The 15,601-nt window shown below is 52.7% G+C and carries 14 protein-coding genes and 1 riboswitch; of the genes, 10 read left to right on the top strand and 4 right to left on the bottom strand.

From position 1 onward, the window contains the following. Position 1: 1 nt before the first annotated feature. Entirely contained in the window at positions 2-1,222 is a 1,221-nt protein-coding gene (locus tag ACVB80_RS08790) for an AAA family ATPase (RefSeq protein WP_481080914.1), read from the bottom strand. A 1,175-nt stretch (positions 1,223-2,397) separates the two neighbouring features. Here ACVB80_RS08790 and ACVB80_RS08785 point away from each other — a divergent pair. After that, a complete protein-coding gene (locus tag ACVB80_RS08785; RefSeq protein WP_481080913.1) occupies positions 2,398-4,374 on the top strand; it encodes a replication initiator protein RctB domain-containing protein in 1,977 nt (658 codons plus the stop codon). Positions 4,375-4,660: 286 nt separating this feature from the next. On the opposite strand, the gene ACVB80_RS08780 is transcribed toward ACVB80_RS08785, so the two are convergent. After that, complete coding sequence (locus ACVB80_RS08780; RefSeq protein ID WP_481080912.1) at positions 4,661-5,131, bottom strand: transcriptional regulator; 471 nt, start codon at positions 5,129-5,131, stop codon at positions 4,661-4,663. 348 nt (positions 5,132-5,479) lie between these two features. On the opposite strand from ACVB80_RS08780, the gene ACVB80_RS08775 reads away from it, so the two are divergent. From ACVB80_RS08775 to ACVB80_RS08745, 7 genes are all read left to right on the top strand, one after another. Continuing rightward, on the top strand, positions 5,480-5,680 hold the full coding sequence (locus ACVB80_RS08775) for a hypothetical protein (RefSeq protein ID WP_481080911.1): 201 nt from the start codon (positions 5,480-5,482) through the stop codon (positions 5,678-5,680). A 254-nt stretch (positions 5,681-5,934) separates the two neighbouring features. Next, entirely contained in the window at positions 5,935-7,104 is a 1,170-nt protein-coding gene (locus tag ACVB80_RS08770) for a BamA/TamA family outer membrane protein (RefSeq protein WP_481080910.1), read from the top strand. A 159-nt stretch (positions 7,105-7,263) separates the two neighbouring features. Continuing rightward, positions 7,264-7,473 carry a DUF3283 family protein gene (locus ACVB80_RS08765; RefSeq protein WP_481080909.1) on the top strand — a complete coding sequence of 70 codons (210 nt, stop codon included), beginning with the start codon at positions 7,264-7,266 and terminating at the stop codon, positions 7,471-7,473. Positions 7,474-7,549: 76 nt separating this feature from the next. Beyond that, positions 7,550-8,266 (top strand): YebC/PmpR family DNA-binding transcriptional regulator, encoded by a 717-nt coding sequence (locus ACVB80_RS08760; RefSeq protein ID WP_481080908.1) that lies wholly within the window; start codon positions 7,550-7,552, stop codon positions 8,264-8,266. A 79-nt stretch (positions 8,267-8,345) separates the two neighbouring features. Then, positions 8,346-9,221 (top strand): NAD(P)-dependent oxidoreductase, encoded by an 876-nt coding sequence (locus ACVB80_RS08755; protein WP_481080907.1) that lies wholly within the window; start codon positions 8,346-8,348, stop codon positions 9,219-9,221. A gap of 14 nt (positions 9,222-9,235) precedes the next feature. Beyond that, positions 9,236-9,340: riboswitch (TPP riboswitch) on the top strand. Between the two features lie 51 nt (positions 9,341-9,391). Next, positions 9,392-10,216, top strand: coding sequence for a bifunctional hydroxymethylpyrimidine kinase/phosphomethylpyrimidine kinase (gene thiD / locus ACVB80_RS08750; RefSeq protein WP_481080906.1), 825 nt, complete (start codon positions 9,392-9,394; stop codon positions 10,214-10,216). A 256-nt stretch (positions 10,217-10,472) separates the two neighbouring features. Beyond that, positions 10,473-11,492 carry a GGDEF domain-containing protein gene (locus tag ACVB80_RS08745; RefSeq protein WP_481080905.1) on the top strand — a complete coding sequence of 340 codons (1,020 nt, stop codon included), beginning with the start codon at positions 10,473-10,475 and terminating at the stop codon, positions 11,490-11,492. A 67-nt stretch (positions 11,493-11,559) separates the two neighbouring features. Here the strand turns inward: ACVB80_RS08745 and ACVB80_RS08740 are convergent, their stop codons facing one another. Then, positions 11,560-12,624 (bottom strand): permease, encoded by a 1,065-nt coding sequence (locus ACVB80_RS08740; RefSeq protein ID WP_481080904.1) that lies wholly within the window; start codon positions 12,622-12,624, stop codon positions 11,560-11,562. Positions 12,625-12,851: 227 nt separating this feature from the next. On the opposite strand from ACVB80_RS08740, the gene ACVB80_RS08735 reads away from it, so the two are divergent. Both ACVB80_RS08735 and ACVB80_RS08730 read left to right on the top strand, forming a co-directional pair. Continuing rightward, on the top strand, positions 12,852-13,148 hold the full coding sequence (locus ACVB80_RS08735) for an ArsR/SmtB family transcription factor (protein WP_481080903.1): 297 nt from the start codon (positions 12,852-12,854) through the stop codon (positions 13,146-13,148). A 31-nt stretch (positions 13,149-13,179) separates the two neighbouring features. Further along, complete coding sequence (locus ACVB80_RS08730) at positions 13,180-13,536, top strand: MmcQ/YjbR family DNA-binding protein (protein WP_481080902.1); 357 nt, start codon at positions 13,180-13,182, stop codon at positions 13,534-13,536. Between the two features lie 66 nt (positions 13,537-13,602). Here the strand turns inward: ACVB80_RS08730 and ACVB80_RS08725 are convergent, their stop codons facing one another. Then, a complete protein-coding gene (locus tag ACVB80_RS08725; RefSeq protein WP_481080901.1) occupies positions 13,603-15,453 on the bottom strand; it encodes an ABC transporter ATP-binding protein in 1,851 nt (616 codons plus the stop codon). Between the last annotated feature and the right edge of the window lie 148 nt (positions 15,454-15,601).

The raw sequence follows: 15,601 nt of genomic DNA, 5'->3' as shown, positions 1-15,601 counted from the left end.
ATTACGACTCCTGATTCATTGATGCCCAGTGGCTGTGTAGTACCCGCTCCAGTTCCAGCGCGCTTTTTTGTACCGCATCCTGCGCGGTCAGAAGGGTTTTCTTGCCCCCTTCAAAATCCCCGACCGTCAGGTCAAACACCGTGCTGTAGGTATCGGCACAGGTTTCAAATGCCCGGCTGCGGGGAATGGTCGCCATCATCACCTGGTCATTGAGAAGATAGTTCATTTCAGTCAGAACGGACACCTGCTTCTTGTTATCGTCTTCAAACATGGTTGGCATCAGACGCACAAACTCCAGTCCTTTCCAGTCTTCCGGGAACATCTCATACACGGTTGGCAGGTGCTGGAAGAAGTTAACCGTTGAAGCCCAGTCAAGGCGCTTGGCCGCACATGGGATCAGCAGTGCGTTTGAAGCAAACATCGCGTTCCATACCAGCGGGTCAACGTGCGGGCCGGTATCGATCATGATGATATCGAAATCATCGGCAATCTTGTCGATCAGGTTTTCTTTAAGCAGACGAACGATATCCAGTGACTGATTCTGTGACAGATACTGCCAGGCTTCTGCGTTAAACATCGCGTCTTCAGGGAATGCCGAAATGGTCTGCAGGTTCGGATACTGGGTTGGAAGCAGTACGTTTTTCTTCAGGAACTCACGGTCGATGGTGGTTCCTTCCGGCACGTTCTCCAGCATCACGTCGACAGCAGAATAGATGTTATCGTGATCGGCCAGGCTGATCTGAGGATTCAAAAACAGGCGCAGTGAGCCCTGTGGGTCAAGGTCAATCAGACAGATACGGTAGCGCTTGTCCAGGTTCAGGGCCAGGCACGCGGCCAGGTGTACCGCCGTCATCGACTTGCCGGTACCACCCTTCTGGTTCTGAACGTTAATAATCCATGGCTTGTTGCCGGCACTGTTTTTACGTTCGTGGAATTTTGGCACTCCGGCTGCGTCCATCAACATGTGAGCTTCAGCCAGTGAAATGGAATAGTGGTTGGCATTGTTCTTGGTAAACTGGTGGCCTGCTGCCTCCATTTTACCGATCGCATCATCAAGCTTACGCCGGGTCAAACCGCTGCGGGTTTCCATCATGGCTTTGGACATCGGCGGGAAGTGATCATCACTTCGCTCTTCAAGAACAATTTCAATCCGGTCCGCCTGAACCTGCTGAGTCTGTTCAGCCAGGCGAACTAAGTTCTGTATGGTTTTGTCTCTTTTCATTTTTTTATATCCAAACAAGTGCCTAATCGCATTGTACAGCAATACCCTACTACATCAACAAAAAGGTGAACAGGCATTTTTGAGTTAACTCACATTAAAATAACAAGAATCTATCCATTTGCTGAAAAAGCGTACAAAACACTGTCGTTTTGTCGTGTAAAAAGCGCCGCAAACTCTGTCAGATTTTAAGTGTTACGGCGTCACGCATTTACAGTGTAAAATGACCGTTTAAGATGCCATTTGATGAATTCCCGATCCGTTTCACACTCCCACCGTAAAATGCTTTACCGGAACCATATCTTTACTGCGATAAATTACGGCCAGCGTCATTTGCATTCAGAACCCGCCGTAAATCGTGGTATCGGGAACAATGATCAAGGATGAGCGCCTTGATCATCGTTACGGGCAGATTCAGGGGTTACGGAAAAATGATCAAGGACTAAAACGGATAATCACTGCTCTGTTTCGATCCCGGAATGACGGATCCGGAGGCGGATCGATGATCAAGTATCACTCCCGTCCCGGAAGCATGAAAAAAACTCTCCGAATTACGGCCAATGTAAGACAGACGGGGCCTGACGGGCCAAACCGGTATGTAAACAGTAAGTAAACGGATGCATGAAGACGGCCGGAAGCAAAATTTACGGCCATGATCATGCTTTCGTCACAGAACTGTCATACCTGCGGCGCGGTTATTTGTGTTTTTGAACTGCTGATCTGTGGAAAACTCATCAGGAAACGATGGAAATGGTCCCCTCTCTTGATCATGCTTACCGCAGTTTATCCGGATCCGCCCCGTATTCTTTGCCAGCCCTTGTGGATAAGGTGTGAAGGTGTGGTGATCATGCTTTCTGATCTCAGATGATCATCGGTTCGATCCGGTTTTGATCATAGTTTCGGTCAGATTTGATCATGCTTTCAGTCGGACAATGATCATCGTTTCAGGTGAGTCATGATCATGCTTTCAGAAGGGATTTTTTTTTATTGTTTTATTACAGTGAGTTACGAGCAACAAAACGCCCAGATCATATGATCACTTAATCAATATAGATCAGTTAAATCAAAAAGATCAGTTTAAAAAAAGCGATTTTTTTTTCTTTATTTCTTGATCTTTTTTCTTTAATCTTCGGGAACAATAACGAAATTACGGCCAGAGCACTACGGACCAGTCAAGAATGAGCAGTGAAGAAAAGATCCTGATTAAAGCCCCACGAGGTCATAAAGATGGCCATTTGTTTGCCGTTAACGAACAAATTGTCGATTGGATCGAACAATATCAACACTTTAAAGGTGTTACCAAAAGCATTCTTGAACTGCTGAACCTGATCTCACTTCAGGGCATGTCCAGCAAAGACGGTTATGTTTCAACCACGGATCTCGTTGAAGCAACGGATCGCAGACTGACCCGTGCCGCGATCCAGCAGCGTTTGCGTGCTGCTGTGGGTATCGGATTGTTCAGACAACACCCGGTACGCTTTGAAGAAGGGCTGGCCGGTAAAACCATGTTGCATGAGTTTATTAATCCCAGCCAGCTGATCACCGCGCTTGGGGCCACCAGCCTGAAAACCGAGTCCAGCCGCCAGAACGAAAAACAGAAGCGTTCCAAAGCACTGGCACAAAATCAGGTAAACCGCCGCCTGCTTAACGAACACGGCCTGAATACACCGCCAACCATGCGTGATGAGTCTGAACAGTTTGTGGTATCGCCAACCAACTGGGCCGGGATCATCGATCAGGCGCTGGCACCGCCGCGCACCCGCAAAAGCTATCAGAAATCCATGGTGTCGATCTCCGGCAGCCGGGCAGTGATCGAAACACGATCTTCAAAGAATATCATGACAGTCGACGATCTGATGACCCTGTTCGCCCTGTTCACCCTGACGGTGCAGTATCACGAGCACCATCAGGAGGAGTATCAGCTCAACGCCAAACAGATCCCGAACAAAACGCCGCTGTATATCACGGATATTCTGGCCCTGCGCGGCAAGAAAGACAGTGGTCCGGCCCGTGATTCGATCCGCGAGAGCATCGACAGGATCGAGTTTACTGATTTCCAGCTGCACGAACTGACCGGCCGCTGGATGAGCGAGAACATGCCAGAAGGCTTCAAGAGCGATCGTTTCCGTTTTCTGGCCCGCACCATAACTGCATCGGAAGAGGCCCCTTCAGAGACCGCTGCGGGCGAAATTCGCATAAAACCGAACCTCTACATCCTGGTGTGGGAGCCATCGTTCTACGAAGAGCTGCTGACCCGGGATTATTTCTTCCTGTTCCCGCCTGAGATCCTGCGTCAGCACACCCTGGTGTTCCAGCTCTATTCGTTCTTCCGGAGCCGGATGTCACGCCGTTTTACCGACAGCATGCTGCTCAGTGAACTGAACCAGAAACTGGCCCGCAATATCGAGTGGCGTCGCTTCTCGATGGATCTGATCCGCGAACTGCGCCGTTTGTCGGAAGGCAAGGGCGACGATGAGATGTTTGTCGTTAATCTGTGGGGTTACCATCTGACGGTGACGGCCCAGGAGACCAAAGGCAAGCTGAATGACTACCTGATCGACATCAAGTGTGACGTGGAAGAGGTGCTGCGCTACTCCCGTGCCCGTACCACAAACGCCGGTAAACGCAATATGGCACCAACCCTGCCTAACCCGCTGCGCAACGAGATGGTATCGAGCCAGAGGCTGGAAGAACTGGCCGGGGTCATCGATGGTGAGTTTGAGCCGATCCAGCGTAATCCGGGTAAAGGCAAGGGCCGTCTCGGACGCCGGGTGAAGCAGCGTAAGCACCTGGTAGAGATCAATGCGGACGAGCTGACCATCACCCTTTCCAAATATACCTCACCAGAGGCTCTGGAACGCTCTGTAACGGCTCTTTCGGCAATGACCGGGCATCCACACCAGGCGATCATGGATGAGTGTCAGGAGCTCATAGAGAAGCTCGACTGGCTGAAAGTGGGTCAGGAAGTGATCCCGTATGAAACCCTGAGCAAGACCATCGAGCTGTTCCATGCCGGTGGCGATAACCGTCATTTGTCGATAGAGAAACTGATCGGTGGCCTGGCGGTGCGGCGGAAAGTCTGCAAGCAGGTGTTCGAAGGTCATATCGATGAGTCGGTGATGCGGGTTCTCGACGAAGTGGCGGCTGGCGGCTGATATAAAAATCACTAATGGGCCGGGCTCTCGTATTGATTTGACCGTAACTTTGCATAAAAACCACTCAAGTTGACAAAGCCCTGACAAAACCGGGCCAACCGGTTGCTAAAGTGGTTCACGAAATGAGAGTTAGCCCTGTCATTTCAATGAATTAATAGATGGCTCATATTGTTCATTCATGAATAATGAAATTTAGGCGGGTTGGATAGCCCGCCCTTTTTTTGCCTGAAATTCAGGATTTCTTCCCCGCAGAAACAATGATCATCACCATGATCATGCTTTCGGATCACATGGATGCACCCTGATCATCGTTCCGGTTGTCTTCCAGATCGATGTTGTGCTGCGCTGCCATAAAGTGAATATGCCCTTCCACCTGGTTTTCACATTCGCTGAGCCAGTGACAACGGCTGCAGTGCTCCAGCAGTACCACGATTAAATGTTCCAGCCTCTCCATCGCCCACAGTTTCAGTTCCCGGTCTGCCATGGCATCGCTCGCCAGTGCCTGCATTTTGGCGTAGGCAAAGTTGAGATACTGGTAGGCGGTCATCTCCTGACCCTGAGTAATGTAGTACTGGTAGACACGCATACAGCCGTCCAGCCAGCATGCCAGTGCCTTGCCCTGTTTGGGGGAAGCTTCCGGTCCCCAGAGGGTGACCGGCGGATGCATGATCAGGGGGATCAGCTCTTCCACTTGATCATCGTTCCGGTTCTGATACCAGTAGGTGATCTGGCTTTGCCATTGATCCAGGTTGAGCATAGCTGCGTCCTGCGTTGATGGGATTATCTTAAGTTTGGTTGAAAAATCGCCAGCTTACAAATCAGCTCATACGGGCGGGCAGCGGGAAAATCTGAAGGCTATACTGGATTATATGGGGAAAGGTCAGGCTGCTGTGGCTGTGAGAGCCCGGTCACACTGATTTTATGCAGGGTATTCCGCTAAATTTAATCGCAATATTCACGCTGTACCAGCATTATTCAGCCGTTTTTCCCGTTTGATGATGGAATTATTAGTTAGCTCACATTCCGGCACAGTTTTTCTTAACAACCCGATGCGGGCTTTGCTACAAGACAGGTGTCCCGAGTACATGGTTTTTCGGAGGTGTATATGTCCATTAATTCTATTGACCATGATGAAATGGCTCGTATGGCTGACAAGTGGGACCTCAAGGATGAAGCCACGCCCAAGCCAACCAGCAAAAGAATGAGATGTGCAGCAGCACGACGCCGTATCGAGGCTTTAAGGGAGATCCGTGAGAGCGGTTTGACCATTGAAGAAGCCGAAGAGCTGGGTCTGCTCGACCACTGATCATCAGGAGCTCCGCTTTCAACGCGGGCTCATCAACGATGCAGAGTGTGCCAGCTGCAGAAGGCACACCTGAATTATCCGCCAATCTCTGGGGGAGAGGCGCGTTGCGCGAAAATTTCCCCCGGCTACCACTTACTTTCCATGTTTGGCCTGACTGGTCATTCCTCCTCAGCGATTTGAACAAATCTGTAATCTTCTGATTATTTTGGATTATAATTCCGACACTCTGATCCCTGACCTTTTGCCAAAAGACTATGCAACCTGAACGATCTGTAATCCGGTACCTGCTGGCCGCTTCGCTGGTGGTTTCTCCATTCGTGCATGCAGCGGAAGTTACGCCGCTGATTGAAGCCACGCCCAACACCACCACCGATACGCTTGACGGCGTGCTTGGCGTAATTGGGGCCGAGCAGGAGTACGACAAACAGCAGGGGCTTAACTCCAGCTACATTCCCGCGGTGTTCTACACCCCTGAGCAGGGGCTGGGCGTGGGCATGCTGTATGTGGGCCTGTACGGGGATCCGGAGCAGGGGGCTGGCCAGCCGTCTTCGATGGTGATCAACCCTTATATCTCGACCAACGGATCCATGGGGATCACCTTCAGTAACAAGCATTTCTACAACGGTGGCGATAACCGCATTTTCACCGACATCAAGGTGTTTGACGATGCAGCGGTGTATTACGGGCGCGGCTGGGCCAATGGCCAGCAGGACGACAACCGGGTCGATTTCAAAGAGAAGGTCGCCGACATCAGACCGACCTGGCTGACACGGGTCAGCGGGGATTACTTTGTTGGGATCGGTGGTAACGTCAAATCGGTTAGCCCGGACAAGATTGAATATGATGTTCAGGCGGCGGGCAAATATGCCTCAGAGCTGACCGGTAACACCAGTTATGGCCTGTTTGTCTCTAATGCATACGATAGCCGTGACAATGTCACCAATGCTTCCGAAGGTACCCTGCTGCAGGCCGACCTGGGTTACTACCGTGATACGACTAACTCAGAGAACTTTGGCAAATACGATTTTAAGGCCTCTCAGTATTATTCACTGGCGCCGGTGCCGGGTCTGCTGGCGTGGCAGGTGCAGGCAAACCTGACCTCAGGTAAGGTGCCATGGAACCAGCTGCCGGATCTGGGTGGTAAGGACATGATGCGTGGCTACATGCAGGGCCGCTACCGGGATAACCAGATGATGATGGGCCAGGTCGAGTACCGTCTGCCGGTATACTGGCGCGTTGGTATGGTGTTCTGGGGCGCGGCGGGTACCGTGGCGGAAGACGTTTCCGGCCTGTGGGATAAGACCGTCACCAGCGCCGGTACCGGTTTCCGGCTGAAAATCAAAGACAAAGTGAACATCCGCGCTGATATCGGCTGGGGTGAGCATGGCGGAACTTTCTATTTCCACGTCAACGAAGTGTTCTGATCTCCGTTAAGTGGCGTGCCTGGCTTTGCCGGGCACGTTTTTTTCACCGCTTTTGCGGCCATATTCCGCCAATCTCACAGCCCGCCTGCCAGGCATTCCCCAAAACCGTCTCACTATGGTATATTCTCCCGCCTGATATTCACCGATTGAGACACAGCCATGTCATTTAACCTGTCGCTTTTGCCCGCCGAAGAGAAGCTTCGTATCGAGATCGATAAGCAGGCATCGTTTTTGGTGTGGAAGATCAAGCAGGCTCAGGCCGGTCCGGAAGTACTTTCCGATCACCTGGCTACGCTGATTGACGACACACACCGGGCGTGGTTTGAGCAGTCGGTACAAAAATATAAGCAGGTGATGGGCGTAGCCTGATCACCCTCGGCGGGCAAAGAAAAGCGGGCCCGGCCGTGTCATGATTCGCGTTAACTGAAGCAGAGAGAACATCCCGATGGGAAGAAGTTTTGAAGTGCGCAAAGCCTCTATGGCGAAAACCCAAGGCGCAAAAATTAAAGTTTATTCCAAATATGGCAAAGAGATTTATGTAGCAGCCAAGAACGGCGGTGCAGACCCGGATACTAACCTGTCTCTGAAACACCTGATCGCAAAAGCGAAGAAAGACCAGGTACCGGCTCACGTAATCGACAAAGCGCTGGACAAAGCGACCGGCGGCGGCGGCGAAGACTACCAGCCAGCACGCTACGAAGGTTTTGGCCCGGGTGGCGCGAGCGTTATCGTTGACTGTCTGACTGACAACGGCAACCGTACTTTCCAGGATGTTCGCCAGTGCTTTGTGAAGACCGGCGCGAAAATCGGCAGCCCGGGTGCGGTTTCGCACATGTTTGACCACCAGGCAGTATTCCAGTTTAAAGGCGACGACGAAGAAGCCGTACTGGAAATGCTGATGATGGAAGACGTAGACGTGACTGACATCGAGCTGGAAGACGGTGTAATGACCGTATTCGCTCCGCACACTGAGTTCTTCAAAGCGAAAACTGCTCTGAACAGCCAGATGCCGGACGTAACCCTGGACGTGGAAGAGATCACTTTCGTTCCTCAGAACCACACTCCGGTAACCGGCGACGACGCTGAGAAGTTCCAGAAATTCCTGGATCTTCTGGATGACTGTGATGATGTTCAGCAGGTTTACCACAACGCTGAGCTGTAATTGCTGAATTGAAAAACCGGGCTTGATATGGCCCGGTTTTTTTATACCTATAAGAACAACAGAGAACAGGGAGAAGTTTATGAAAGTCAGTTTTATCGGACTTGGGGTGATGGGCTATCCGATGGCCGGTCACCTGCAAAAAGCCGGATTTGAAGTGACGGTATTTAACCGCACCACTGAAAAAGCGGAGCGCTGGGCTGCGCAGTATGGTGGGCAGATGGCCACCAGCGTGGCCGAATGTGTTAAAGAGGCGGACGTGGTGCTGACCTGCGTGGGCAACGATGATGACGTGCGCCAGATGACCAACCCGGACTCAGGCGCGCTCTCTGCGATGAAAGCGGGGTCGGTTCTGGTCGACCATACCACGACCTCTGCATTGCTGGCAGAAGAGCTCTCAGAGGCCGCAGAGAAGGCCGGGGTGCGCTTTATGGATGCACCGGTATCCGGAGGCCAGGCTGGCGCAGAAAACGGCGTGCTTACGATTATGTGCGGCGGAGATCAGGCGCTGTTTGATGAGCTTAAGCCGGTGTTTGATGCTTATGGCCGCTCTGCGGTACTGATGGGTAAAGCAGGGCAGGGGCAGCGTGCCAAAATGGTCAATCAGATCTGTATTGGCGGCATTCTTAACGGGCTTTCTGAAGGCCTGCTGCTGGCGGAAAAAGCCGGTCTGGATATTCCTGCGCTGGTGGCCTGCCTTAAAAATGGCGCGGCCGGTTCATGGCAGATGGAAAACCGAGCTGAAACCATGGCTAATAATGAGTTTGATTTTGGCTTTGCCATCGACTGGATGATCAAAGACCTCGGCTTTTGCCTGGACGAAGCCAGGCGTCAGGGCCTGAGTCTTCCGGTCACCGAAACCACCATTGAAGATTACAAAGCCCTTTCTGCACAGGGAGAAGGGCGCATGGATACCTCGGTGCTCATTAAAGCGGTACGTGCCAAAGCCAGCCGCTAAGTGTAAACTGAGCTGCGAAATAGTCGGGGTGCCTGCATTGTGCAGGCTGAGATCGCATTGCGGGACCCGCAGAACCTGATTCAGTTAACACTGACGTAGGGAACTATCTTGCGCACCGGTGCCTCCAGGCCGTGGGCGCCGGTTCCTGTACGTCCTTTACAGGAGCGTATATGACTCATCCAACTTCCATTGTTACTCCAGTCGTCCTGACCATTGCCGGCTCAGACAGCGGTGGCGGCGCCGGTATCCAGGCCGATATCAAGGCCATCTCTGCCACTGGCGGTTATGCCTGCTCGGTAATCACCGCGATAACCGCCCAGAATACCCTTGGCGTCAGCGCCGTTTTTCCCATTCCTGCGCTTCATGTGGCTCATCAGCTCGATGCGGTGTTTGGCGATCTCAACGTAAAAGCGGTGAAAGTGGGCATGCTGGCAGACGCGGAAATCATTCGGGTGGTGGCGGACAAAATTCGTCAGTACCAGCCGGATTTTGTAGTAGTGGATCCTGTGATGGTGGCCACCAGCGGCGATCTGCTGCTTGAGAGTGGGGCAGTGGACTCACTCAAACAGCATCTGTTGCCACTGGCTGACCTGATCACGCCCAACCTGCCTGAGAGCGCGGTACTGACAAGGCTGCCCATTCCTCAAAATCAGGCGCAGATGGAAGCGATGCTGACCGCGCTGCGCGTCCTGGATTGTGGTGCCATCCTGCTTAAGGGCGGGCACCTGGAGAACGAAGCGGACAGCTGTGATCTGCTGCTTCAGGACGGTGAAACCCGGCGCTTTTCGGCGCAAAGAGTCGTGACCCGCAATACCCACGGCACTGGCTGTACCCTGTCTGCTGCCATTGCTTCATATCTTGCAAAGGGCAGGGCGCTTGCTGATGCGGTGGCGATGGCAAAATCCTATCTCACCCTGGCACTCACACACGCCGATGAGCTGCAGGTCGGCAATGGCCACGGTCCGGTTCACCATTTTTATCCGGGACACCAGTAGCAGAGACAAGCTCTTTCGTTTCTGGCTCATTGCGGTTTGTATCAGCTCAGGGCCGGCGCAGGATGTTACCTGAGCTACAGAGGGTGAGCCGCGCAATATTTACACTGTAAATCTCTAATTTTTGGTCGAACTTGGCATCGATTGATTTTAGAATGGGAATGTCAGTAAAATTTGCTGCGATTGATGTCTCATCGCAGGGAAATTTCAGCTATTTTTAAAGATAGCCGCGTCCATCGCTGAACGTTTGAGAAAATAAATGAGTAAAAAAGAAGAATTTCAGAAGGCTACGGAAAATTTGCGTAAGGCGGTTCCTCTGATGATCAAGAATCAGGTTCCGACAACGCCGAGTAATTACGCGCTTTGGTATACTTACGTCGACAACACCCTGCCGGAGCTCAACCGGGATCTGGAAGAGGTCATTGATCAGTATGGGGTGTGTCCGTCTGCCCAGAGTCAGGCTCTGTACCGCACGTACGTGGCGCAAAAGACAGAGACCGATGTGGCGCACATGCGCCAGAGTCTGGAGCGTCTTTTGAGTGAAGTTTCTCACTCGATGTCCGACACCCTGAACAACACCAGTGCTTTTCAGACCCAGATTGATAAGAGTTTCAGCAGCCTTGAACGGATGGAAGATGAAGGCCTTTCGTTTGATGAAGTCATGGGGCTCGTGCGGGATCTGCTGGTGGAGTCCAAAGACATCCGCCATACCACTCAGTTTCTCAACAATCAGCTCAATGTCGCCAGCAGCGAGATCGAACAGCTCAAAGATCAGCTGGCTAAAGTACAGCAGGATTCGCTGTTTGACGGCCTCTCCAGCCTGATGAACCGCCGCGCCTTTGATAAAGATATCGAAGCTTACTGCAGCGCGGGTGAGCAGTTCTGTGTAATACTGCTCGACATCGATCACTTCAAATCTTACAACGACCAGTACGGCCACCTGTTTGGCGATATGGTGATTAAGTCGATTGCCAAACGTCTGCAGACCTCCTGCCGTGATGGTATCGCTGCTTATCGTTTCGGTGGTGAAGAGTTCGCTTACATCGTTCCGGCTAAAGCACTGCGCAGCGCGATTCGTTTTGCTGAATCAGTGCGTACCAGCCTGGAAAAACTGACCATTCGTGATAAACGCAGCGGCAAGATGGTGAAATCTGTCACCGCTTCATTCGGTGTGGCTGAGTATCAGCCGGGGGAAACCCCGCATGATCTCGTGGACCGTTCAGACATCCAGCTCTACGAAGCCAAACGTCTGGGACGTAACCGGGTACTTCCGGTTTAGCGGTTATCTTCATAAAAAAGCGCCGGCCTCAGTGGCCGGCGCTTTTTTATCATCAGGACAGTTATTCTCAGAACAGCAGGGTGTAAAGCCAGCCCGCACTGACCGCCATGCCCAGTATCACACTGAGAAACGCTGCGATCATTGGCGTCTTAAACAGCGATTTCAGCAGGATCACTTCGGTCAGACTCGCCCCGGCACTGCCGATGATCAGCGCCATCACCGAGCCCAGCGCCATACCTTTTTGTACCAGCGCGGCACTGAGCGGGATCACTGCTTCTGCGCGGATATAGAGCGGAATACCGATCACCGCGGCCAATGGGATCGCATACCACTTATCAGCGCCTGCGTACTGGCTGATAAGCTCAGTCGGGATAAAGCCGTAGATAAACGAACCAATAGCGATGCCGAGCATCAGGTAGGGCAGAACCTGCTTAAAATCTTTCCAGGTACTGTGCCAGATAGTGACCCAGCGGTTTGGTTCGCTTTTGGTCAGTGTCATCGCAGCGGTACCATCTGATGAGCAGCAGTTTACGCTGGCCGGTTGTTCTGCCGCTGAATCCTTGTCAGCCGCTGAGCAGCTGCTTTGTGGTTCCGGCTTTGCCGTGGTGCAGCACTGGCTGGCTGCCGGTTTTGCCGGAGCGCAGCTGGTCGCAGAGCAGGCTGATGACCCTGCGTCCTGATAGGCCTCTTCTTTTACATAACGCTCAAAGCCAAGCTGTTCAAGCACGTAGCCTGCCACGACAGATACAGTCATGGCGATACCAAAATAGAACAGCGCCACCTGCCAGCCAAAGGTCACCACAAACAGACCAATGATCACCGGGTTCAGCAGCGGGCTGGCGAACAAAAACACCAGCATAGGCCCAAACCCGGCTCTCGCCCTTAAAAGTCCTTTGAGGAAAGGGATAGTGGAGCAGGAGCAGAACGGGGTGATCGAGCCCAGCAGCGCTGCGATCACATAGCCGCGTCCGTTTTGTGAACTCAGGATCGACTGGATCTTCTCCGGGGTCAGGTAGCTTTGCAGTACCCCCACCAGATAACTGATTACCAGAAACAGCACCGTCAGTTCGGCCGCCAGAAAGACAAACATATCCAGGGCCTCGCGACCCATGTTGAGCAACTCTTGATTCATAAAAACTCCGGTATTGGATAACTTCTATATTTCGAGAATTATAGAAATGAGGTGAAAATGGTCAAGGGAAATATTTCGATAAATATCGAAATAAAAGTGATCGCGATGATTTTTAAAGAAAAAAATTTTCAAAGCCAGGCTGGGGAGGAGGAAGGAACGCAGGGCTGCATTTTCTGCGCTGAGCTGCTATATTTCGATAAATTTCGAATAAAACCAGGTGTGTATCGGTGGATATAGAAATCGTTGCTAAAGCATTGAAAGAACTGGGCCATCCGACCCGGCTGGCTATTTTTAAAGTGGTGGTGAAAGCGGGCCACCAGGGTATTGCGGTTGGTGGGATTCAGGAGCAGCTGGCGATCCCGGGCTCCACTCTGTCTCACCATATCTCCAGTCTGGCATCGGCGGGTTTGCTGACTCAGCGCAGGGAAGGGCGGACCCTGTTTTGTGTGGCCTGCTATGAGCAGCTTGAGCAGGTGATCGGATTTCTGCAGGATGAATGCTGCGCTGATGAGCAGACCTGTTAAGCTGTCTCTGTTGCTCAAAGGATGAACAGTTATGGATAAAGACAAAGCAGAAGCGGCGCTCGGTCTGTTTAACGGCGCGGAGGCCAGTTTCCCGTTCGGACCGGAAGCGAAAGTGTTTAAAGTGATGGGTAAAATGTATGCCCTGGTCTCTCAGCTCGATGAGCCGGCACGGGTCACCCTGAAAGCCCCACCAGCCGAAGTGGAAACCCTGATCGAAGAGTTTGATTCAGTGATCCCGGGTTACTATATGAACAAAAAGCACTGGGTCACTATCTCGCTCGATGGCGAGCTTGATGAAACGATGCTGAGTGGGTTGATGGAAGGTTCCTATAAGCTGGTGGTTTCCGGGCTGAGGAAAGCAGACCGGGAAGCGCTGCAGCAGAAGTAGAGCAGCAGAACAGAAGCAGAACAAATAAAGGGGCTCGTATGAGCCCCTTGTTGTATCCGGTGCGGTTTACGCCGCGCCGTTGGTAATGTCTTCGCCGATAAAACCACCGGTCTGGTGGGCCCACAGCTGGGAGTAGATCCCGCCGCTTTGTACCAGTTGCTGGTGGGTGCCCTGTTCCACAACCTGTCCCTGGTCAAGCACGATCAGCCGGTCCATCGCCGCGATGGTCGACAGGCGGTGAGCGATGGCGATCACCGTCTTGCCCTGCATCAGCTCATTGAGACTCTCCTGAATCGCCGCTTCCACTTCCGAGTCGAGCGCTGAGGTTGCTTCATCGAGCACCAGCAGCGGCGCGTCTTTCAGCAGTACCCGCGAGATAGCAATACGCTGGCGCTGGCCGCCGGAGAGTTTCACGCCACGCTCACCGACCTGAGCGTCATAACCGCCGTTGCCGTGCGGGTCGGTCAGGGATTCGATAAACTCATGGGCGTGCGCCTGCTTTGTTGCCCGCAGCAGAGCATCTTCACCGGCGTCCGGATTGCCGTAGAGGATATTGTCACGGATCGAGCGGTGCAGCAGTGAGGTATCCTGGGTCACCATGCCGATAGCGCCGCGCAGCGAGTCCTGGGTGACGTCAGAGATGTTCTGACCATCTATCAGGATCGCGCCCTCTTCCACATCGTGGAAGCGCAGCAGCAGGTTCACCAGGGTCGATTTTCCCGCACCGGAGCGGCCGACCAGGCCCACTTTCTCACCCGGTTTGATATTGAGATTCAGGTGGCTGAGTACCCCTTTATCTTTCTCACCGTAGTGGAAGCTGACGTTATTAAACTCGATACCACCCCGGGTAACTTCAATCGGCTTGGCGTCTTTTTTGTCCTGGATAGCCACCGGTTTGGAGAGGGTCTCTATTCCGTCGACCACGGTACCCATGTTTTCAAACAGGGCGCCGACTTCCCACATGATCCACATTGACATGCCGTTGATACGCAGCGCCAGACTGATGGCGATCGCGATAGCACCGATGGTGATAGCGCTGACCGACCAGAGGTAGATGGAGATCGCCGCGACAGAGAACACCAGCACGTAGTTGGCGATTTCAACGCACACATCAAAGCCTGTCACCAGACGCATCTGACGTTTGACCGTATCGAGGAACTCTTCCATCCCTTCTTCGGCGTACTCCAGTTCACGCTGGCTGTGGGCAAACAGCTTCACCGTGGTGATGTTGGTGTAGCTGTCGACGATACGGCCGGTCATGGTTGAGCGGGCGTCGGCCTGCTCAGAGGCGACCTTTTTCAGCTTAGGCACAAAGTAGACCTGAATGCCCACGTAGGCGGCCAGCCAGGCGACCATAGGGATCATCAGCCGGATATCCGCCTGAGCCAGGATCACCAGCATGGAGGTAAAGTACACCGAAACGTAAACAAAAACGTCAAAGGTCTTCATTACGGTTTCCCGTACCGCCAGCGAGGTCTGCATCACCTTGGTCGCCACGCGTCCGGCGAAGTCGTCCTGATAGAAGGAAACGCTCTGCTTGAGCAGGTAACGGTGCGCCAGCCAGCGGATAGACATCGGGTAGTTACCCAGCAGCGACTGATGCACCACCAGTGAGTAAACCGTGACGAGTATGGGCATCACGACCAGCAGCAAAATACCCACACCGATAAGCGTGCTGCGGTTGTCCTGCCAGAAGGTGTCCGGATTGCTCTGTGCCAGCCAGTCCACCAGCTGGCCCATAAATCCGAACAGGGACACTTCGATGATCGCCACCGTAGTACTCAGCAGTGCCATCACCAGCAGCGGCTTTTCAAAGCCGCGGGTATAGTGACGACAGAACGCCAGTATCCCTTTGGGGGGTTGCTGAGGCTCTTCCCCGGGGAAGGCCCGGGTAAAGCTTTCAAACTTCTTAAACATATAAATCCTTTCGTTTTCTTATCATTATTTTGCCCGGCTTATCGGGTGACGGTGGGTGCGAAAGAGTGAGGAAAAGGTGATAAGCCGGACTGTCAGCTCACGTCCACTGTTCAGCGCATCAACTGTTCAATTGGTTGCAATGTGAGCT

The organism is Vibrio sp. 9-16B-A1 (assembly GCF_056726165.1).
This window is presented reverse-complemented; position numbering and strand designations above follow the sequence as displayed.